A 21,746-nucleotide genomic window follows, 5' to 3' on the forward strand; every position below is an offset into this window, starting at 1 on the left:
TTTGTTTTACTATTTGGTTAAACTAACTGATTTTCTAATGTTTGGTGCTGCCACATCTTGCAAAAAATGCTCTTGCTTGAGGTTAGCTCTTTAAACGTTCCTTGCTCAACAACCGTTCCTTTATCCAGCACTACAATCTGATCGGCAAGGGCAATGGTGGATAGCCTATGGGCTATTACTATCACCGTTTTCCCTTTTTCCCGCATCAATTGTATGGTTCTTTGCACATAGCCTTCAGCTATGGAATCGAGCGAGGAGGTTGCCTCATCAAGTATCAGAATTTCGGGGTTTCGGTAAAGCGCACGGGCAATGGCAATGCGTTGCTTTTGTCCACCCGAAAGGGATGCCCCATTCTCACCGATATAGGTATTGAACCTATTGGGGAGATTCTCAATAAATTGGGTCATTCCCAGTTGGTTGCAGATATCCATAATCTGTTCCATATCAGGAGCAAACTCACCAACGGCAATATTATCAATAATATTACCTGCAAAAAGATCTATGTTTTGTGGTACTACAACTACTTTCTCGCGCAATGACTCATTTGTAAAGTAGCGGATATCATAGTTTCCAAGGTAAATATTGCCGTTTTGTATTGGGTATATATTTTGTAAAATGGAGATAAGTGTGGTTTTTCCAGAACCGCTCTCGCCAACCACAGCTGTTACCTTACCAGCTTGTATGTTAAGGTTTAAACCTTTAAAGACTTCTACCCTTGTACCATACCTAAAATCAACATTTTGGAAACGGATATCTCCAATATGTTCCGTTTTTAGCATCATTTTATTGATCTCATCCTCAACTTCCAGATCAAAGATTTCAAACAGACGATCAGAAGCAATTTTGGCATCCTGATAGGTTTTATTAAAGCCTATAATGCTTGTAACAGGGCTTGTAAAGTACCCTATCACTGAGTAGAACGAGAGTAACTCACCTGGCGTAATTGTATTTTCTAACACAAATCCAGCTCCTACCCAGAGCAGTACTATTGTTATTACCTGTGATATTAGACCGGTTGAGGCCGATGAGAAAATAACATTAATTCCCGAACTGTATATGGTTTTTAATAGTGATACAAACCTAGTTTCGGTTTTTAGGTTAGAAAAACCTTCCAACCCAAACCTTTTAATAGTTGCAACTGAATTTAACGATTCAACAAGATGGGCTTCCAGTTCCGCTGAGTTCTCCATTATCTTCCTTTGAACTTTTTTGTTTAACCTGTTAAGGATAAAATAGGTGATTGCGTAAAGAGGAATAACCATTAACATTATAGCTGCAAGTTTCCAGTAAAAACTGAACATAAGGAGGAATGATACAATAAGGATTAGAATATTTACGATGAGATTTACTGTAACCTCGTTTACAAAAAGTCTGATTTTTACGGCATCGTTTATCCTTGATATAATTTCGCCAACCCTCATGTTATCGAAAAACGATTGAGGTAGCCTTAGCAGGTGTTGGTAGTAGCCTAAAATCAAGGTAGCGTCAATCTTCTGACCTATCTTCAACACAAATACTGATTGAATAGTGCTTAGCAAAACTCTTATTCCCACAACGATAAGCATAGCAATACCAAGCAGGTTTAAAAGGTTAAGATTTCCACTAGGTATAGCATAGTCTACAATTTTTCCAACATAAATTGAGGTGGAAAGCCCTAGAACTGCGTATAGAATAGCCCCAATAAGTGCTTGGGACAAAACTCCTTTATGAGGTTTTATGAGTTGCCAAAACCTTATGGATGTAGATATCCTTTCGGATTTTGGTTGAAAGGTATCCCCTGGTGTCAGAAGAACAAGAACCCCTGTCCATGATTTCTTAAAATCTTCGTGCGGAATTTTATGATACTCCCCATCTCCAGGATCCATTACTTCTATGTAATCTTTCGTTACCTTTATTAATACAACATAATGTTGAAGAACTTCTTTTACAACAACATGGGCTATTGTGGGCATTGGAATTTTAAACAAGCTATCCCAATCGCCTCTTACCCCTTTGGCGTGAAAACCCATTTTCTGAGCTGCTTCAATCATTCCCAGAACATTTGTTCCTTTCTTATCAGTACCCGCCATCTGCCTGATTTTTGCAATTGGCAAATTTAATTTATGGTGAGCGGCAACTGAGGCTAAACAAGCTGCGCCACAATCGGTGATATCACGTTGTTTTATTTTCACAATTTAATCGGTTCTTTGTAAATTATTATGTGGGTTGAACCAGTTATCGGCTTTATCAAAGAGTAAGTTGTAAAGTGAACGCTTGGTTACAATTATTCGTGATGAAACGGTCATCCCTTTTTTAATGTACCCTTTATACCCATTTTTGAGTGTGAGATAATTTTTTGAGAGTATACACTTCACTCTAAAGTAGGCTTTATTCCCATTATCCATTAGTACGTCATCAGATATTTCGTTAATCTTTGCTGGTAAAAACCCCCATTGGTTATAGTTAAAGGCTGCAACCTGTAATTTTGCCTCCTGATCAACTTTTATGTAACCAATATCTTCGGGTTTTACATAGCAGATTGCAATCAACTCACAATCTGGCGATAGTTCCGCAATGCTTTGATTGGTATAAACATTATTTCCAACTTGTAATTCATTGCTTTGCTGGATAGTACCTTTTAAAGGAGAGATAATAAAGTGTTTTGATAACTCTGAGTAAGAGTTATTAAGGTTGGATTTTATTTTTTCAACTTCCTCTTTAAGCGCAGCCAAACTATTCTGCCAATCGGATATCTGCTGACTTAGTTGTTGATTATAAAGTAGTTGTTCATTATTTAAGTTAAATCGTGAAGTCTCAAAATCAACCTCTGAAATTACTTTTTGCCTATACAATAAGGTATTCCTGTCGTGATCTTTCTTAAACTTCTCGATCTTTCTTTTAGATGTTGATAGTTGCTTCAAGAACTTATCCAGTTCCATCCTATATTTTGGTGTTCCCGCATAATTCTTGTAGTTTATCCTCTTATTAAAATCGATTTTTAGCAGAGTATCTAGATCTTTAATGAAAAGTAGATCCTCTTTCTTATTATATTCAAGTACTCTAATACTCGATTTTATTGGCAGCGTATCAAGAATCAGTAGCGTGTCACCAGCAAGTACTTTTGAATCGTTCCTAAGGTTGGTGTAGATTATTTTCCCGTTAAGAGAGGATATTATAGGTTGTTTTTCAATGCTTGCCTGAATCATCCCGGTTGTTTGAACGGTAATATCAATATAGATTATAGGGAGTAGGACTAGCACTGCTATTATCGAAATAATTATTATCCAAAGAATAGACTTGCTTTTGCTGGATATCCCATGTAGATAGGATTCTATTGAACTTTGAATGATAAAAGAAGGATAAATTTTATTTTCAGATGACATTTTATACAATTAATTGCTAATATAAGGTTTCAAATATTTTTTTTGGTTTTTGTAAAATCTATATCAAAATTAATAGAAATTGTTAAGAATCAAAGAGCGGCTTAGTTTTTTTAACTTTTTTTAAGATTCTAACTTTAGAATTATCAGGGAGGTTTGTGTATGGTAATAGGGAGGAGTGTGGGCAAAGTAATAACTTACCCTAATTTTGGAGGATGGTTGTCTTGTCTATCGGTTTCGCTTTAGGATATTTTACAAGGAAACCCTAACTTATTTCGAATTCTGAAACTCTTCAAGTTTATTAACCATATTAGTAGAACCAACTATAAAGGGTACACGTTGATGAAGCGATTGAGGTTTAATGTCTAAGATACGTTGAGTTCCATCGGTAGCTTTTCCTCCTGCTTGCTCAGCAAGGAATGCTATTGGATTACACTCGTACATTAAGCGAAGCTTGCCGTTTGGAGCAGCAGAAGTTTGTGGGTAAATAAAAATTCCACCTTTGAGCAGATTCCTATGGAAATCGGCAACCAGTGAACCAATGTAGCGAGCAGAATAGGGTCTATTGGTGGATTTATCAATTTCCTTACAATAGTCTATATAGTCCTTAACCCCCTGTGGGAATGATTTATAATTTCCTTCATTTATTGAATATATGCTTCCATCGCTAGGTGTGCTAATGCTATAGTTTGACAAACAGAACTCTCCTATAGAGGGATCAAGAGTAAACCCATATACTCCATTTCCTGTAGTGTACACGAGCATTGTTGAAGAACCATAAATAACATAACCTGCTGCTACCTGCTTGTCTCCACCTTGAAGAAAATCTGCTATGGTAGGCTTCTCTCCTCGAGGGCTAACTCTTCGATAAATACTAAATATCGTTCCAATTCCAACATTAACATCAATATTTGAAGAGCCATCCAGAGGATCCATACAGAAAATATAGTTACCATCACGGGTAAGATCATCGTCCCAAGTAATAATCTCCTGATCTTCCTCCGATGCAGCACCGCAGCATTCGCTGCTATTTTTAAGAGCCTGAATTAGTTGCCAGTTCGCAAAAAGATCGAGCTTTTTCTGTTCTTCTCCTTGGACGTTTATATCACCTGCAGTGCCAAGAATATCCACAAGTCCAGCCTTATTAACCTTTTTATTGATAACCTTTGCTGCAACTCCCACATGATAAAGTAGTCGGGTGAATTCTCCGGTGGCATAAGGTATGTCCGCTTGCCTTTCAATAATAAACTGGGTAAGTGTTTTAATCTTATATCCTTCCATTTCCGGTATATGAAAAGTGTAATTTCGATAAAGGTAATAATTTTAAGTAATTTGAATATTCATGTGAGTATTTTTTGTAGAGTTAAAACGATTGCGCTTGTAAATTGCATGATTCTTTATTTGATATTTGAATTCTCTACACTATGTTTGTTAAGCATTTCAAAATTGATTTTATGTCATCATCAATGGTAAAAGTATTTAAGTTTGGTGGAGCATCTGTTCGCTCTGCTGAAGGGGTTCGCAATTTAGTCGAAGTAGTAAAAAGGTATACCGAGAACCTTGTAATTGTTGTCTCGGCAATGGGTAAGTCCACCAATGCACTCGAGATAATCCTTGCAAAGTATTTAGAAAACGACCTTTCATATTCCAACGATATAGCCAAACTGAAGAATTTTCATCTCGATATTTTAAAGGAACTATTTAGCAAAACCTTTGATACCGAGAGTCAGAAGATGAATGCCTTATTCTCAGAAATGGAAGAGTTCATCAAGTCAAATAAAAATACCGATTACAATTATTGTTATGATCAGATAGTTTCATACGGCGAATTAATCTCCACTACAATTGTTAGCGCATACCTTAATGGTATGGAAATTAAAAATCAGTGGGTCGATATTCGTACGTGTATAAAATCTGATGCTACTTATCGTGAAGGGAATATAGATTATAAAAAATCGGAAGTGCTTTCTAAAGATACATTTACTTTTAAAAATGATAGAATCTATTTAACTCAAGGATTTATTGCAGGAACACCATTTAGAACAACAACAACCCTTGGGAGGGAGGGCTCTGACTACACTGCGGCTATTCTGGCAAATCTCCTCAATGCACAAGATGTAACCATTTGGAAAGATGTGGAGGGTGTTTTAAATGCAGATCCGAAATTCTTTAAAAATACATGCAAGTTAGATTTTGTCTCTTTTCAGGAGGCTATAGAGTTGGCATATTGTGGAGCTCAGATAATACATCCCAAGACAATAAAGCCATTACAGAATAAAAAAATACCACTTTACGTAAAGTCATTCATTAAACCCGAAGCAGTTGGTACAAAGATTCTCCATTCCGATGTACCGCTCCAGCTACCACCTGTATTGGTATTAAAGCAAAATCAGGTTCTTATATCAATATCACCCAAAGATTTCTCATTTGTAATAGAAGATAGTTTGAGTCAAATCTTTGCACTTCTTTACAAGCACAGAGTTAAAGTGAATATGATTCACACATCTGCTATATCATTCTCAATTTGTGTTGATGAGGAGAAGCATTACCTTCCAGCAGCAATAGCGGATTTACAAAAAGATTTTAATGTTAAGTATAATAAAAACCTTGAATTGCTTACTGTTAGGCACTATACTACAAAAGTGATTGATGATCAAATATCAGGTCGACAGGTTTATATGCAGCAAAGGACAAGAAGTACAGCTCGATTCGTGATGGATGCTATTGAGCGATAGGCTTAAACTTTATGGTAAAAAGGGCATTATATCCAGTAAAATTTCCTTGGTTGCTGTATGATTCTATCCCGAAGGTCATGCTGTTAACACGTTTGTTTAGCATACCATTATTATCGAAGTACCATTGTTCGTTGAACTGCACCTTACCAATCTTAGTTCGACTAAAACCATTCGCTTTTTCAATCTCTCGAATCTCTTTAATACTGAGTTCTTTATCAGAGAAGAAATCATAGGCTTTGAGTTTTCCATCATACAACTTTTCAAAAATGGCACTAATCAATTTACCATGAAGGAACGATTTAAATCTATCATTCTCATACGTATCAATATTCTCACTTACATGTGTTACAATCCCGTATACTAGGCTATCTTCAAGGATATTTGCGTTTATTGGAGTTATTTTATCAGATGTATTAGTAATTTCGGTTGTATTGTTTTTGCAAGAGACAAATGCCATAGCAGTTACAACTAATCCAGTTAATAGATATTTCATGTTTTCTAATAATATAGTTGATGAATTTATTATCGTGAGAACTTCAAAGCCGATCCCCTAAAACTTTCATCAAATCGGCCATTATCGAATACAATTTTACCATTAATAATAGTATAAGTTACTTTCGATGATAATTTTTGACCTTCAAGCGGTGACCAGCCGCATTTGTAAAGCAGGTTATCCTTATTTACATACCAACTCTCGTTCGGGTCAACTAAAACTAAATCAGCAAAATAGTCCTCTCTTACAAACCCCCTATTCTCTATGCCATAAACAATTGCGGGTGCATGACACATTTTTTGCGCAACAAGCTCGAGGCCAAAATAACCCCTTTTAGAAAGCTCAATCATCGCAACAAGGGAATGTTGAACCATTGGCCCTCCTGAAGCAGATTTAAAATACCCAGCCTCCTTTTCTGCTAAAAGATGAGGGGCGTGGTCTGTAGCAACTATATCAATCTGATTGCGTTTCAAACCACTGATAAGAGCTAATCTATCACTCTCTTTCTTTATAGATGGATTCCATTTAATTCTCCATCCATACTTTTCATAATCATCTTGCGAGAACCATAAATGGTGTATACAAACTTCTGATGTAATTCGCTTATTATATAAAGGTATACTCTCGTCGAAAAGTTCAAGTTCTTTTTCAGTAGATAGATGTAATATATGAAGCCTTGAGTTATACCTTTTTGCAAGCCTTACAGCTAGTGATGATGATAGGTAACAGGCCTCTTCACCCCTTATGTCAGCATGATATCGGAACGGAACATCCTCTCCGTAAAGCTCTTTATACTTGATGATATTTTCTTTAATTGTAGTTTCATCTTCGCAATGAGTAGCAATAAGTACTGGAGATAGTTTAAAGATCTTCTCAAGCGACTCAACTTTATCAACAAGCATATTTCCAGTTGAGGAACCCATGAACACCTTAATTCCACAAACATTTTTTGGGTCAACCTTGATAATCTCCTCTATATTATCGTTAGTTGCACCAAGATAAAAAGAATAATTTGCCAATGATTTTTCAGATGCGATTTTGAATTTATCATTGAGAAGGCTTATCGTGGTTGTTTGTGGACTTGTATTGGGCATCTCCATAAATGAAGTAACTCCGCCCGAAACACCCGCTTTTGATTCAGTATAGATATCACCTTTATGAGTCAATCCAGGCTCTCTAAAATGAACTTGATCATCAATTACACCTGGGAATAGAAGTTTCCCCTTTGCCTCAATTAGTTGGTCTGTTTTGTAATTATAAATTTCATCGGGATTATCAGTAATAACACGGTCAATTAATTCATCACGAATCAGAATGCTTGCTGTTATTACCTTGCCCTCGTTAACCAGAGTGGCATTTGCTATACTAATAGTTGCCATACCCGATAAACAGCTTTTTGGTTTTATTGTTTTTCGCTAGTTTGAAAATCTTGAATAGGTTTTGAAAAAGCTACCAAACTTCATTTTCAGAACGCCCCATAATGCCTCATTAAAAATACCCCCGCTCATTTTTGAGGATCCTATTCTCCTATCGGTAAAAATAATAGGAACTTCAACAATCTTAAAACCAAGTTTCCAAACGGTAAACTTCATTTCTACCTGAAAACCATAACCTATTAACCGAATTTTGTCAAAATTGATTGCTTTAAGAGTATTCAAACGGTAGCATTTGAAACCAGCCGTTGTATCCATAATCTTCATGCGGGTTACAAATCTTACATACATCGAAGCACCATATGACATTAGTACCCTTCCCATTGGCCAGTTAACTACGTTAACCCCTGATATATACCTTGAGCCAATTGCGAGATCAGCCCCGACCTTACATGCTTCAAAGAGTTTAAATAAATCATCAGGATTATGAGAGAAATCAGCATCCATTTCGAAAACATACTCATAACCTTCTTGAATAGCCCACCTAAAACCATTTATATATGCGGTTCCTAAGCCAAGTTTACCCTTTCTTTCAACCAAAAAGATCCTGCCATTAAATTCCTGTTGAAGATTTTTCACTATAAGGGCCGTACCATCCGGAGAGCCATCATCAATAATTAGGATATTAAAAGCTCCGTCTAGAGACATTACTTTTCGAATTATATTCTCAATATTCTCTTTCTCGTTGTAAGTTGGAATAATTACTAGTTTCTCTTTTGTATTCATTATTTGCTTAAAAGTTTAAAGTTCTCTTTTTGACGACTCCTTATATATACATAAATGTGTATGCGAAGATAGTTTATTTTCACTTTACTCGGTATAATTCATAAATTGAATAAAAAATATACAAAAAACGATATTGATTTTCAGCCAGATGAAAAATAATTTGAAAAAAGTGTAAAAATATTTTTTCTATCTATTGCAGAAAGAGAAAATCCCTTTATATTTGCACCCGCTTTACAGAGGTATGGCGAGGAGGAAGCGGGGTGATTAAGGGGGGAGCCGGGGTCGGAAAAAAAGTTTTAAAAAAAGATGGCCCGGGAGTTGGAGAAGAGAAAAAGATGATTACCTTTGCAGCCCGGTTCGAAAGAAGCGGGGGATAAAATGAACGGAAGGTTCGCCCAGCGGGGCGGGCACGATATACCGGAGTTCTTTGACGCGATGGCACCAAGAATAGGAAATTGAAAGATTTTTGAAGAGTATAGGAAAGGCGAACACGAAAACGACGGTCAGGAATCGGAAAAATAAAGATAAGTTTAGTTTCAAAGTTCTTCGTTACAGCGAAGAGTTTGATCCTGGCTCAGGATGAACGCTAGCGGCAGGCCTAACACATGCAAGTCGAGGGGCAGCGGGGGTAGCAATACCCGCCGGCGACCGGCGCACGGGTGAGTAACGCGTATGCAACCTGCCCTTCACAGGGGGATAGCCCGCCGAAAGGCGGATTAATACCCCACGGGCCCGTAGCTCGGCATCGAGCAGCGGGTAAAGGAGCGATCCGGTGAAGGATGGGCATGCGTGCCATTAGCTGGTTGGCGGGGTAACGGCCCACCAAGGCGACGATGGCTCGGGGGTCTGAGAGGATGGTCCCCCACACTGGTACTGAGACACGGACCAGACTCCTACGGGAGGCAGCAGTGAGGAATATTGGTCAATGGGCGGAAGCCTGAACCAGCCATGCCGCGTGCAGGAAGACGGCCCTACGGGTTGTAAACTGCTTTTCCGGGGGAAGAATAAGGCCCACGTGTGGGCCGATGCCGGTACCCCGGGAATAAGGATCGGCTAACTCCGTGCCAGCAGCCGCGGTAATACGGAGGATCCGAGCGTTATCCGGATTTACTGGGTTTAAAGGGTGCGTAGGCGGGCTCCTAAGTCAGCGGTGAAAGTCTGCGGCTCAACCGTAGGATTGCCGTTGATACTGGGGGCCTTGGATTCGGTCGAGGCGGGCGGAATGCGACATGTAGCGGTGAAATGCTTAGATATGTCGCAGAACGCCGATTGCGAAGGCAGCTCGCCGGGCCGACATCGACGCTGAGGCACGAAAGCGTGGGGATCAAACAGGATTAGATACCCTGGTAGTCCACGCCGTAAACGATGATGGCTGGATGTTGGCGATACACCGTCAGCGTCTGAGGGAAACCATTAAGCCATCCACCTGGGGAGTACGGCCGCAAGGCTGAAACTCAAAGGAATTGACGGGGGCCCGCACAAGCGGAGGAACATGTGGTTTAATTCGATGATACGCGAGGAACCTTACCCGGGCTAGAACGTGGTCGGAGTGTATGGGAAACTGTACAGCCCTTCGGGGCCGGCTACGAGGTGCTGCATGGTTGTCGTCAGCTCGTGCCGTGAGGTGTCGGGTTAAGTCCCATAACGAGCGCAACCCCTATCGCTAGTTGCCAGCGGGTCATGCCGGGGACTCTAGCGAAACTGCCAGCGTAAGCTGTGAGGAAGGTGGGGATGACGTCAAATCAGCACGGCCCTTACGTCCGGGGCTACACACGTGTTACAATGGCCGGTACAGAGGGCAGCCACCCCGCGAGGGGGCGCTAATCTCCAAAACCGGTCCCAGTTCGGATCGGAGTCTGCAACCCGACTCCGTGAAGTTGGATTCGCTAGTAATCGCGCATCAGCAACGGCGCGGTGAATACGTTCCCGGGCCTTGTACACACCGCCCGTCAAGCCATGGGAGCCGGGGGTACCTGAAGTCCGTAACCGCGAGGAGCGGCCTAGGGTAAAACCGGTGACTGGGGCTAAGTCGTAACAAGGTAGCCGTACCGGAAGGTGCGGCTGGAATACCTCCTTTCTGGGGTTCGGGCCGTCGGGGTCCGCCGCTCCTGTACATTCTCTGGTGCCAGCGCGTTTATATTGACGAACGGACAGTTTTTTTGGAGAGGGCTTATGCCCTTGCCCGGAGAGTCCCGTAGCTCAGTTTGGTTAGAGCACTACACTGATAATGTAGGGGTCCGCAGTTCAAGTCTGCGCGGGACTACGGCGAGGGGGATTAGCTCAGTTGGCTAGAGCACCTGCTTTGCAAGCAGGGGGTCAAGGGTTCGACTCCCTTATTCTCCACATGGAAAGCGTTCTTTGACGTGGTGGCGTAAAAAGTATTGCAATCGAGAAATCGAGCAACGAGTGATTATATTCATATAAGAGCTAGGAAGAATACGAGGAGCGGTGCGAGCGAGGCGGAAGCCGAGCGGGATCCGCGAGGAAGTGTGCAAGGGCGCACGGGGGATGCCTAGGCTCTCAGAGGCGATGAAGGACGCGACAAGCTGCGAAAATCCGCGGGAAGGCGCAAATGGCCGTAGATCCGCGGGTGTCCGAATGGGGCAACCCGGTACCCGGAAGGGGTATCACCACGCTTCGGCGTGGGGCAAACCCGGAGAACTGAAACATCTAAGTACCCGGAGGAGGAGAAAACAACAGTGATTCCCTGAGTAGTGGCGAGCGAAAGGGGAGGAGCCCAAACCACCCCCGTTACGGCGGGGGCGGGGTAGTAGGGACGCCGCAAGGCCGATCGCGGGGAAGCGGAACCGTCTGGAAAGGCGGGCCGTAGCGGGTGACAGCCCCGTACGCGTAACCCAGCGAGAGGCCGGCGCACCCCTGAGTAGGGCGGGGCACGAGGAACCCTGTCCGAAACCGCCGGGACCATCCGGCAAGGCTAAATACTCCTGAGAGACCGATAGTGAACCAGTACCGTGAGGGAAAGGTGAAAAGAACCGCGAACAGCGGAGTGAAATAGTACCTGAAACCGTGCGCCTACAAGCGGTCGGAGTCCCGTTTACGGGATGACGGCGTGCCTTTTGCATAATGAGCCTACGAGTTGCTCTGTCCGGCGAGGTTAACCCCGTTGACGGGGGGAGCCGAAGCGAAAGCGAGTCCTAATAGGGCGTCCAGTCGGGCGGAGCAGACGCGAAACTTTGTGATCTACCCATGGCCAGGATGAAGTGGCGGTAAAACGCCATGGAGGTCCGAACCGGTAAGCGTTGAAAAGCTTTCGGATGAGCTGTGGGTAGGGGTGAAAGGCTAATCAAACTGAGAAATAGCTCGTACTCCCCGAAATGCCTTTTGGGGCAGCCTTGGGTCGAGCGTGGCGGAGGTAGAGCTACTGATTGGATGCGAGGGCCTCACCGCCTATCAAATCCAGACAAACTCCGAATGCCGCTACGTGGTGCCCAGGAGTGAGCCGTAGGGTGCTAAGGTCCTACGACGAGAGGGGAAGAACCCGGACCAGCAGCTAAGGTCCCCAAGTGTACGCTAAGTCGAGAACAAACGAGGTGCGGCTGCAGTGACAGCTAGGATGTTGGCTTGGAAGCAGCCACTCATTCAAAGAGTGCGTAACAGCTCACTAGTCGAGCGGCCGTGCGTGGATAATAAGCGGGCGTCAAGCGTACCACCGAAGCTCTGGATTTACCCTTAGGGGTATCTGGTAGGGGAGCATTCCGCTCACCGCGAAGTCGGGTCGTGAGGCCCGGTGGAGTGTGCGGAAAAGCAAATGTAGGCATGAGTAACGAGAAGGCGGGTGCAAAACCCGCCCACCGATAGACCAAGGTTTCCTGATCAACGCTAATCGGATCAGGGTTAGCCGGGGCCTAAGGCTAAGCCGAAGGGCGATGCCGATGGACAGCGGGTTAATACTCCCGCGCCCGCGTGCGGTGCGATCCGGGGACGGAGCGCCGTAGCGGCTACGCGCTGACGGATTAGCGCGTTGAGCCTAGCCCTCGGGCGAAGCGAAGCCGTAAGGGTGCTTCCGAGAAAAGCCGGTAAGCTCCAGCCGTACGCGGCCCGTACCGTAAACCGACACAGGTGGTCGAGGAGAGAATCCTGAGGTGCTCGAGTGATCCATGGCTAAGGAACTAGGCAATCTAACCCTGTAACTTCGGGAGAAAGGGTCCCAGCCGCGAGGCTGGGCGCAGAGAAATGGCCCAGGCGACTGTTTATCAAAAACACATGGCTCTGCCAAATCGAAAGATGACGTATAGGGCCTGACACCTGCCCGGTGCTGGAAGGTTAAGAGGGGATGTCAACCGCAAGGCGAAGCATTGAATCGAAGCCCCAGTAAACGGCGGCCGTAACTATAACGGTCCTAAGGTAGCGAAATTCCTTGTCGGGTAAGTTCCGACCTGCACGAATGGTGTAACGATCTGGGCGCTGTCTCAGCCATGAGCTCGGTGAAATTGAAGTCGCGGTGAAGATGCCGCGTACCCGCAACGGGACGGAAAGACCCCGTGCACCTTTACTGCAGCTTAGCGCTGGTTCTGGGCAAGCGATGTGTAGGATAGGCCGGAGGCGACGATCCGGGGGCGCTAGCTCCCGGGGAGCCAACCTTGAAATACGGCCCTTCGCTTGCTTGGGATCTAACCCCGCAGGGGGGACACCGCTTGGCGGGTAGTTTGACTGGGGTGGTCGCCTCCAAAAGAGTAACGGAGGCTTCCCAAGGTGCCCTCAGCACGAATGGTAACCGTGCGCAGAGTGCAATGGCACAAGGGCGCTTGACTGTGAGGCCGACAAGCCGAGCAGGTGCGAAAGCAGGGCATAGTGATCCGGTGGTTCCGTATGGAAGGGCCATCGCTCAAAGGATAAAAGGTACGCCGGGGATAACAGGCTGATCGCTCCCAAGAGCTCATATCGACGGAGCGGTTTGGCACCTCGATGTCGGCTCGTCACATCCTGGGGCTGGAGAAGGTCCCAAGGGTTCGGCTGTTCGCCGATTAAAGTGGCACGCGAGCTGGGTTCAGAACGTCGTGAGACAGTTCGGTCCCTATCTGTTGTGGGCGTAGGAGGCTTGAGGGGCCCTGACACTAGTACGAGAGGACCGTGTTGGACGCACCGCTAGTGGACCTGTTGTGGCGCCAGCTGCATCGCAGGGTAGCTATGTGCGGCAGGGATAAGCGCTGAAAGCATCTAAGCGCGAAGCCCCCCCCGAGATGAGGCCTCCCTTGAGGGGCGTGGGAGACTACCACGTTGATAGGCCGGAGGTGTAAAGGCGGTGACGTCAAAGCTGACCGGTACTAATGACCCGACGACTTCCAGCGGAAAAGCTGGGCTTTCGCGCAGCGAGCGCGCTCCACGCCACCACGTTGAACACATCATCCCCCCTGGGGTAGGGGGGAGCAGCAATACGGTGACCATAGCGGCGGGGCCCCACCCCTTCCCATCCCGAACAGGGACGTTAAGCCCGCCAGCGCCGATGGTACTGCGAAAGCGGGAGAGTAGGACGTCGCCACCCACAGGCCCCTAGGTACACCCTAGGGGCTTTTTTATTTTGCGCTTTTTGGCCCCGCCCCACCCGATTCCGACCCCGGGTTGGTGTTTTGAGATAAATTTGTAAAATAAAAAACCGCCAACAATGACGGTTTAGTTTAATTGACAAATCGCTATATTCTAATTACATAACAGGTTTCTAATAATGTCTCTGTTTTTCTGATTTAGGTAGTTTTTACCTTCTGGTGTATAAAGATGGTTAATTCTGTCTTGATATTTTTCTTCAACTTTTCCACGAACTACTTTCATTGTACTGTTAATAAGACCATTCTGTTCTGAAAAATTCTCATCTAGGATTGCAAATGTTGCAGGAAGCCATCTGTCTGGAAACATATCCCCCATTTCTCCACCTGCTTTAAATTTTCCAATTTCATCGTTTATTAACTTTATTGCTTCTTCTTCTGCTTCAGGAGAGTCATGCTTGATTTGTTTTTCGTTTAATGCACGTTTTAATGATTCTTTTGAAGGTACTAGAAGAGCTGTTGTGTAAGGATTTTGGTTATTATAGAGAATTATTTGATCTACAAAAGTAGAATGTTGAACTAAAGACTCTTCGATTCCTTCTGGGCTATACTTTTCACCATCACTTGCAATAAGAAGACTTTTAAATCTGCCAAGAACATATAGAAAACCATCCTTATCCATATAGCCCATATCCCCTGTATGAAGCCAACCATTTTTTATTGTTTCTGAAGTTGCTTTAGGATTTTTCCAATATCCAATCATTACATTTTCGCCTTTAACAACTATCTCTCCTTTCTCTCCAATTGGCAATTCTTTTCCATTTTCATCACATATTTTTAGTTCTAAATACTTTACTAAGTGCCCTGATGAACCAAATTTGTGTTTTTTTAATGAATTTGAACTTATTATAGGAGTTGCCTCTGAAAGCCCATAGCCTTGAAACATAGGCATTCCTATTGCATAAAAGAATCGCTGTAGGTCTATATCAAGTAATGCGCCACCGCCAATAAAAAAATCGAGTTTGCCACCGAAGCCTTCGCGTATTTTTTGAAAAAGAATCTTGTCATATATTGATAAAAGCGGTTTGTATAAGAACGTAAACCCTTTGCCTCTATTCCAGCCCTCTTTATTATAATTGTATGATAGTTTTAATGCATGATTGAATAATTTTTCAGCAATTGGTCCTTTAGCCCTAATTCCACCCTCTATGTTTTTCTTGAAATTCTTTGCAAGTGCAGGAACGCTAAGCATCAAGTTAGGTTTTAGTTCTTTAATGTTAATAGGAATATTTTTTAAAGTATCTAAAGGGGTTTTTCCTGTTTGAACTGTAGCAATGCTTGCTCCCTTTGACATGAATGAATAAATGCCAGCCACATGTCCAAAACAATGATCAAGAGGTAAAATAATTAATGTACGATATGATTCGGGGATATCCATTAAGGTAAGTGCTTGCTCAACATTAGCAGTATAATTTCTGTGCGAAAGAATAATACCTTTTGGATCTGCCGTTGTTCCGGACGTATAACTTATATTAGCATAGTCATTTGGTTGAATAGCCTGATATGACTCAATAAGGTTATTCTTATTTTCTTTTAAAAATTCGTCTCCAAGTTTGAAAAGATCTCCAATGAAGAGGTCATTAGGGTCTATATTCTCAACGGAATCCAGATAAATAATCTTTTTAACTAATGGTAGTTTATCTCGAATTGAATCAATTTTTGATGATTGATTTTTTGAAACAAAAATTATTGTAGATTCTGAATGCTCCAGTCGGAAAAGAAGATCTGTTCCCTCCAACTTAATAGACAAAGGGATATTCACAGAGCCTGTATAAAGTATTGCTAATTCACTTATTACCCAAAGTTTTCTTCCTTCGGAGAGTAGTGCAATTTTATCACCTTTTTTTACACCCAAACTTAAAAGACCTGCAGCAAGCCTATAAACTTCATCGCGAGTTTCCTTATAGGAAGTCGCATTGTATTCATTGGTTTCTTTTTCCCATATATAAGGGTTATTAGGGTATTTGTTCACACTTTCTTCAAACAAATCAATAATTGTTTTCATATTATATAGGTTGTTTTGTTATTATGTCCTTGTGGATTGATAATTAATATTATAAAATCATAAAAACTCAAATCTAAGAAAATGAAACGAAATTGCAATCAATATTAGTTTTCGTTAATACACTTTGTCAATTTGCTGAATTGTACCTTTGTGCCATCAAAATGTTAATAATATGAATTTGTTTTCCTCTGACAAATGTCTTTCTTGCCCACGCAAATGCGATGTAAATAGAAGTTCAAATCAGGTAGGTTATTGTAAATGTAATAATAAGCCATTGGTATCAAAAATATTTTTGCACAAAGGGGAGGAACCCGTTATATCGGGAAGAAAGGGTATATGCAATGTGTTTTTTGCTCATTGTAACCTACAATGTGTTTACTGCCAAAACTATCAAATAAGTGACAATGATACTTACGACAAATCATGGTTAACTGATTTTGATATGATTGTAAACGAAATAACCGAGCAACTTGATGGTGGGGTTAAAATGCTTGGATTTGTGTCACCATCACATCAAGTAGATCAAATGATTCAGATAATCGAAAACATTTGGACTAGAGGTTATAAACCAACTATAGTATACAACTCTAATGGTTATGATGATGTAGAAACCCTTAAAGAATTGGAAAATATTGTTGATGTTTACCTTCCCGATTTTAAATACTACGACAGTAAACTCGGACAAAGATTTTCGAATGTTAGTAATTATTTTGAAGTGGCATCAAAAGCAATAAAAGAGATGTATCGACAAAAGGGATCAACTATAATTTTAGATAATGAAGGATTAATTGAAAGTGGTGTTATTGTAAGGCATCTTGTTTTGCCAGGATGTGAAAGTGATAGTATTGATGTATTAGAGTATATTGCAAATGAAATATCTCCTTTTTTGCATATTTCATTGATGGCACAATACTTTCCTACTGAAAAATCTAAATCGGATCCATTATTATGTCGAAAACTTAGAAAATCAGAATATGATTTAGTTGTTAAAAAAATGGAAGAGTTGGGTTTTAAAGGTTGGGTTCAAGAGCTTGAGAGTTCAGATTATTATAAACCAGATTTCCTAAGCAATACGCCGTTTCGAGATGCTATAAATGATTAATAGATAGTTTAGTACGATTATTTTCATTATAAAATTCATTAAAATAATTGCAAACATCAATAAATATGGCTTATATTTGGCTTTATTCAATGTTTTATTTAATTTGGTATTCTAAAATTAACCCAACCTATGAAAAGAATAATAATTCCTATTCTACTTATATCGCTCATAGTTAGCGGATGTAAATACTTTGGCGGAAAAAAAGATACAAAAAAAGTTGATACTTTAATTGCATGGCAAGCCAAGCAGGATAGTATTAATAAAGTTCAAGCGGCTTTAGCTGCCAAAGAAAAAGAGGTCAATGATTCTCTTCAAAGAATTCAAGATGAACTCTCCAAATTAAAGTTTAATGTAATTATAGGAAGTTTTAAAGTTCCGACAAATGCGGATAGTTGGCAGCAAGAAGTTAATAAAATGGGATTCAATAGCACAAAAATAATTGATTCCGACAATGGTTTTAAATTAGTGTCAATAGGTGCTTTTGAAACCTATAGCAAAGCATTTGCTCAAATAGGAAAAATCAATGAAGGTAAGGAGGAGCCTATTGAACTTTGGGTCTATGAATCGAAATAGTTAAATTGAAAGTTATAGTATATTATTGAAAGAGTAATGGAATATTCCATTACTCTTTTTATTTCTAGAAGAATACGGGCAGGGTATTTATAGGAAAAATCCGTTTTTTTGTTTTTATTTGCAAGTCTTCAACAAGAAAATTAAAATTATAATAATTAATAAAAAATGGAACAGATAAGACAAACTTTACGTGATTCTGCCGCAGCCAGATGGACCGCTTTAGCGGTTGTAGCCTTTACAATGCTATGCGGTTATTATTTGACCGATGTTGTAGCACCTTTAAAAGGTCTACTCGAAGGAAAATTAGGCTGGGGTAGTTCAGATTTTGGATTTTTTAACAGTGCTTACGGTTGGTTCAACGTTTTCTTAGGAATGTTAATTATCGGTGGTATTATCCTCGATAAAATGGGAGTTAGGTTTACCGGTTTGATGGCAACAATTGTAATGGTGTGTGGTACCTCAATTAAGTTTTGGGCTATTTCTACTCATTCACTTGATGGTATCACTTGGAAAATACTCTCTTTTGAGGCTCCTGCGCAGGTGTTTATTGCAGGTTTAGGGTTTGCTATTTTTGCTGTGGGTGTTGAAGTTGCTGGTATTACTGTTTCCAAGATTATTTATAAATGGTTTAAGGGAAAAGAACTTGCACTTGCCATGGGCCTTGAAATGGCAACAGCACGTTTAGGTACTGGTCTGGCCATTGCAACCTCTGTTCCTATTGCAAAAGCTTTTGGGGTTATTAATGTTTCAAGACCTATTTTACTAGCCTTGATTTTACTTTGTATTGGTCTTATCTCTTTTATCATGTATATGTTCATGGATAAAAAATTGGACGCTTCAGAAGTTCAGAAAACTGAAGCTCAATTAGAAGAAGATGCTTTCAAAATGTCAGATATAATCCAGATAATTACAAATAAGGGTTGGTGGTATATAGCATTCTTGTGTGTGCTTTTTTATTCAGCCGTTTTCCCTTTCCTAAAATTTGCGACTGACTTGATGATAAATAAGTTTGGAGTTAGTGAGGAATTAGCTGGATCAATACCTTCTTTGTTACCTTTTGGAACAATTCTACTTACTCCGTTTTTTGGAAATTTATATGATAGAAAAGGAAAAGGTGCAACCATTATGATGATTGGATCGTTACTAATTATTTCGGTTCATGCATTATTTTCGGTTCCATTCCTTCATCATTGGATTATGGCTATTCTGTTAATTCTAGTTTTAGGTGTTGGTTTCTCATTGGTTCCATCAGCAATGTGGCCATCTGTTCCAAAGATTATTCCTGAAAAACAATTAGGTACAGCTTATGCACTTATTTTCTGGGTACAGAATTGGGGTTTAATGGGTGTACCTGCTTTAATTGGCTGGGTTCTAGAAAAATATTGTATAACAGGTCAAGTTGTTAGAGATGGTCTTACCGTAAATACTTATAACTATACTTTACCTATGATGATTTTTACTGGCTTTGGGCTTCTTGCTCTTATTTTTGCATTCTTGTTAAAAGCTGAAGATAAGAAAAAAGGCTATGGCTTAGAGTTACCTAATATGAAGAAATAGTTCAAAAGATTTTTTGGAGATAAAAAAACGCCCTTTTCGAGGGCGTTTTTTTATTTCCAACGTTTTTGCAATTGTTTTTTTATTAACTTTAAAATAAAAACAACAAGATTATGAAAAATATTTTGCTATCCATTTTGCTTCTATTATGTCTATCGGCATTTGCACAGCAATACGATCAAAAATTTGGTAAAATCTCTATGGCAGAGATGGAGATGAAGGTATGTCCAATTGATTCAAGTGCAGAAGCTGTTGTGCTTTTTGATATAGGAGAAACACGGATGGTATATAATGAAACCATTCAAGATTTTCAACTGGAATATACTAGACAGTTTAGAATTAAAATTTTAAGCGTAGAGGGTATAAATTCTGGTAACTTTGAGATATCTCTATATCGAAACAAGATTAATCAGCCAAATATTTCTAGGTTTAAAGGACTTGGGCTACCTCTGCCGGAGGGAATTCATCCTGGAAATGCCCAAGAAAAATTGTCTATATTTAAAGGTATGACATATAACTTGGTGAATGGGAAGATTGAAAAATATAAAATTGAGAAAGAGAATATACTTATAGAAAGCAAAGATATTAACTACATTGTACAGAAGATATCTTTTCCAAAGGTTGAGAAGGGTTCAATAATAGAGTGTAAGTACTCTATTGTTTCAGATTTTATATTTAATATGCAACCATGGGCTTTCCAAAGATCCATCCCTGTATTGTTAAGTAAATACGATACGTATCTTTTTGATTATTATAAATACAATAGTCATATTTCGGGTTATGAACCAATTCGCGAAGAAAACTCTACCCCGTTAAATAAATACTTTACTTTCGCATGGTTGGAAAGCGAACTATTAGGAAATAAGCGTTTAGGTTATATTCACTATAATTATTTTGAAAACAAAAAATCATATATAGCACAGAATGTTCCTGCTTTAAAGATTGAACCATACGTTGATAATATTAGTAATTATGTCACAAGAATTGATTTTGAATTTCAATATTTACTGATTCCACGATTGATACATGAAGATAATTATTCCTCATGGGAATCTCTTAACAAACGACTTCTTGAAAATGATGATTTTGGAAATCAGTTAGCTGATGGTGAATATTTGATGTCTGATCTTTCAAAAACAATTGAAGGGGTAAATAATCCAGAAGATAAGATTATTAAGATTCGTTCTTTCATTTTTAATAAAATTAAGTGGAATGGAAAGTATGGAATATTTACAGATAAAGGTGTAAAATCGGCATATAATGAGGGCTATGGAAATATAGCCGAAATAAACCTAAATTTAGTTATGGCTCTTAAACAAGCAGGACTGAATGCAGTACCAATAATTTTAAGCACTCGTTCTCATGGCGGAGTATTTGATTGGACTAAAAATCTTGATAGATTTAATTATGTTATTGCTGGAGTAAAAATCGATGATAAAATTCTATTTTCTGATGCTGCTTCAAAATTAACTTTTCTGGGAGTGCTTCCATTAGAATGCCTTAATGGTCAGGTGCTTATTGTTGATGCTAAACAAAGTGAACGGATAAACCTATATCCCGAATTTATATCTAAAAAAAGTAGTTTTGCAACCTTTAGTATTGATAATAAGTGCAATATAGCAGGTAAGGTTTCGATTACGTATAAAAATTATTTTACAACTCAACTCATGGAATCGATAAATGGTGATGATGATTTGAAGCGTAAAAAAGAGGAAATAAGTAATCTATTTAAAAATGGTAATGTTGATAGTTTAACTATAGAATTTGATAAAAACAATCTACCAGAAGCAAAAGTGAGTTATGGTGTTTATAATAATGCTACATCAACATCACCTGATGAAACCCTGAGCATTACTCCTGCTCAATGGCTAGGATTCAAAATTAGCTCCTTTGAAAAAAGTGATCGTAAATATCCTGTAAACTTCACCTTCCCAAGTGACGAGTCTTTCGTTATAAAGATTACATTACCTGATGGTTATAAAGTTGATGAATTACCTTCAAGTGTTAACTATTCACTTCCTGATGGTAATGGAAAGTATATTTATAGTTGTCAAGTTGTTGGTAATGAGCTGGTTTTAATTAGTAAACTTATAATACCTAAGGTTGAGTACAATTCAAGTGAGTATCCCGCTCTTAAGGTATTTGTTGATGAGATAATTAAGAAACAGGGTGAGAAAGTTGTTCTAAAGAAAATATAATCACTTA

At 40.3% G+C, this 21,746-nt stretch carries 12 protein-coding genes, 2 tRNA genes and 3 rRNA genes; 10 read left to right on the forward strand and 7 right to left on the reverse strand.

Translation table 11 applies throughout. The annotated features are described in order from the left end of the window. Positions 1-17 precede the first annotated feature (17 nt). The 3 genes from HOO91_02010 to fbp form a co-directional block, all read right to left on the reverse strand. Positions 18-2,174: a peptidase domain-containing ABC transporter gene (locus HOO91_02010; GenBank protein ID NOU16321.1), complete on the reverse strand. Its 2,157-nt coding sequence runs from the start codon at positions 2,172-2,174 to the stop codon at positions 18-20. Next, a complete protein-coding gene (locus HOO91_02015; protein ID NOU16322.1) occupies positions 2,175-3,362 on the reverse strand; it encodes an HlyD family efflux transporter periplasmic adaptor subunit in 1,188 nt (395 codons plus the stop codon). It abuts the gene before it with no gap. A gap of 267 nt (positions 3,363-3,629) precedes the next feature. After that, positions 3,630-4,640, reverse strand: a complete 1,011-nt coding sequence (fbp, locus tag HOO91_02020) for a class 1 fructose-bisphosphatase (GenBank protein ID NOU16323.1) — start codon at positions 4,638-4,640, stop codon at positions 3,630-3,632. Between the two features lie 185 nt (positions 4,641-4,825). Between fbp and HOO91_02025 the strand changes: the two genes are divergently transcribed. Continuing rightward, on the forward strand, positions 4,826-6,094 hold the full coding sequence (locus HOO91_02025) for an aspartate kinase (GenBank protein NOU16324.1): 1,269 nt from the start codon (positions 4,826-4,828) through the stop codon (positions 6,092-6,094). On the opposite strand, the gene HOO91_02030 is transcribed toward HOO91_02025, so the two are convergent. Genes HOO91_02030 through HOO91_02040 form a run of 3 tightly spaced genes read right to left on the reverse strand, consistent with a single transcriptional unit; the run spans position 6,081 to position 8,746 of the window. After that, positions 6,081-6,587 (reverse strand): hypothetical protein, encoded by a 507-nt coding sequence (locus HOO91_02030; protein ID NOU16325.1) that lies wholly within the window; start codon positions 6,585-6,587, stop codon positions 6,081-6,083. The genes HOO91_02025 and HOO91_02030 overlap by 14 nt on opposite strands. 29 nt (positions 6,588-6,616) lie before the next feature. Further along, positions 6,617-7,966, reverse strand: a complete 1,350-nt coding sequence (locus tag HOO91_02035) for a dihydroorotase (GenBank protein NOU16326.1) — start codon at positions 7,964-7,966, stop codon at positions 6,617-6,619. A gap of 36 nt (positions 7,967-8,002) precedes the next feature. Continuing rightward, a complete protein-coding gene (locus tag HOO91_02040; protein NOU16327.1) occupies positions 8,003-8,746 on the reverse strand; it encodes a polyprenol monophosphomannose synthase in 744 nt (247 codons plus the stop codon). 549 nt (positions 8,747-9,295) lie between these two features. Between HOO91_02040 and HOO91_02045 the strand changes: the two genes are divergently transcribed. The 5 genes from HOO91_02045 to rrf all read left to right on the forward strand — a co-directional run bounded on the left by HOO91_02045 (position 9,296) and on the right by rrf (position 14,249). Beyond that, positions 9,296-10,824: ribosomal RNA gene (locus HOO91_02045) — 16S ribosomal RNA — on the forward strand. Between the two features lie 110 nt (positions 10,825-10,934). Further along, a tRNA-Ile gene (locus tag HOO91_02050) sits at positions 10,935-11,009 on the forward strand. 6 nt (positions 11,010-11,015) lie between these two features. Continuing rightward, positions 11,016-11,089: transfer RNA gene (locus tag HOO91_02055), tRNA-Ala, on the forward strand. A 142-nt stretch (positions 11,090-11,231) separates the two neighbouring features. Next, a 23S ribosomal RNA gene (locus tag HOO91_02060) occupies positions 11,232-14,052 on the forward strand. An 88-nt stretch (positions 14,053-14,140) separates the two neighbouring features. Further along, positions 14,141-14,249: ribosomal RNA gene (rrf, locus tag HOO91_02065) — 5S ribosomal RNA — on the forward strand. Together the 16S, 23S and 5S rRNA genes with 2 tRNA genes alongside form the textbook arrangement of a ribosomal RNA operon. A gap of 155 nt (positions 14,250-14,404) precedes the next feature. On the opposite strand, the gene HOO91_02070 is transcribed toward rrf, so the two are convergent. Continuing rightward, entirely contained in the window at positions 14,405-16,312 is a 1,908-nt protein-coding gene (locus tag HOO91_02070) for an AMP-binding protein (protein ID NOU16328.1), read from the reverse strand. A gap of 172 nt (positions 16,313-16,484) precedes the next feature. Between HOO91_02070 and HOO91_02075 the strand changes: the two genes are divergently transcribed. The 4 genes from HOO91_02075 (at position 16,485) to HOO91_02090 (ending at position 21,739) form a co-directional block, all read left to right on the forward strand. Continuing rightward, on the forward strand, positions 16,485-17,414 hold the full coding sequence (locus HOO91_02075; protein ID NOU16329.1) for a 4Fe-4S cluster-binding domain-containing protein: 930 nt from the start codon (positions 16,485-16,487) through the stop codon (positions 17,412-17,414). A 129-nt stretch (positions 17,415-17,543) separates the two neighbouring features. Continuing rightward, positions 17,544-17,987, forward strand: coding sequence for an SPOR domain-containing protein (locus HOO91_02080; protein ID NOU16330.1), 444 nt, complete (start codon positions 17,544-17,546; stop codon positions 17,985-17,987). A gap of 165 nt (positions 17,988-18,152) precedes the next feature. Next, complete coding sequence (locus HOO91_02085; protein ID NOU16331.1) at positions 18,153-19,544, forward strand: MFS transporter; 1,392 nt, start codon at positions 18,153-18,155, stop codon at positions 19,542-19,544. A 110-nt stretch (positions 19,545-19,654) separates the two neighbouring features. Then, entirely contained in the window at positions 19,655-21,739 is a 2,085-nt protein-coding gene (locus HOO91_02090; GenBank protein NOU16332.1) for a hypothetical protein, read from the forward strand. Positions 21,740-21,746 lie beyond the last annotated feature (7 nt).

The organism is Bacteroidales bacterium, assembly GCA_013141385.1.
GTDB lineage: Bacteria > Bacteroidota > Bacteroidia > Bacteroidales > Tenuifilaceae > UBA8529.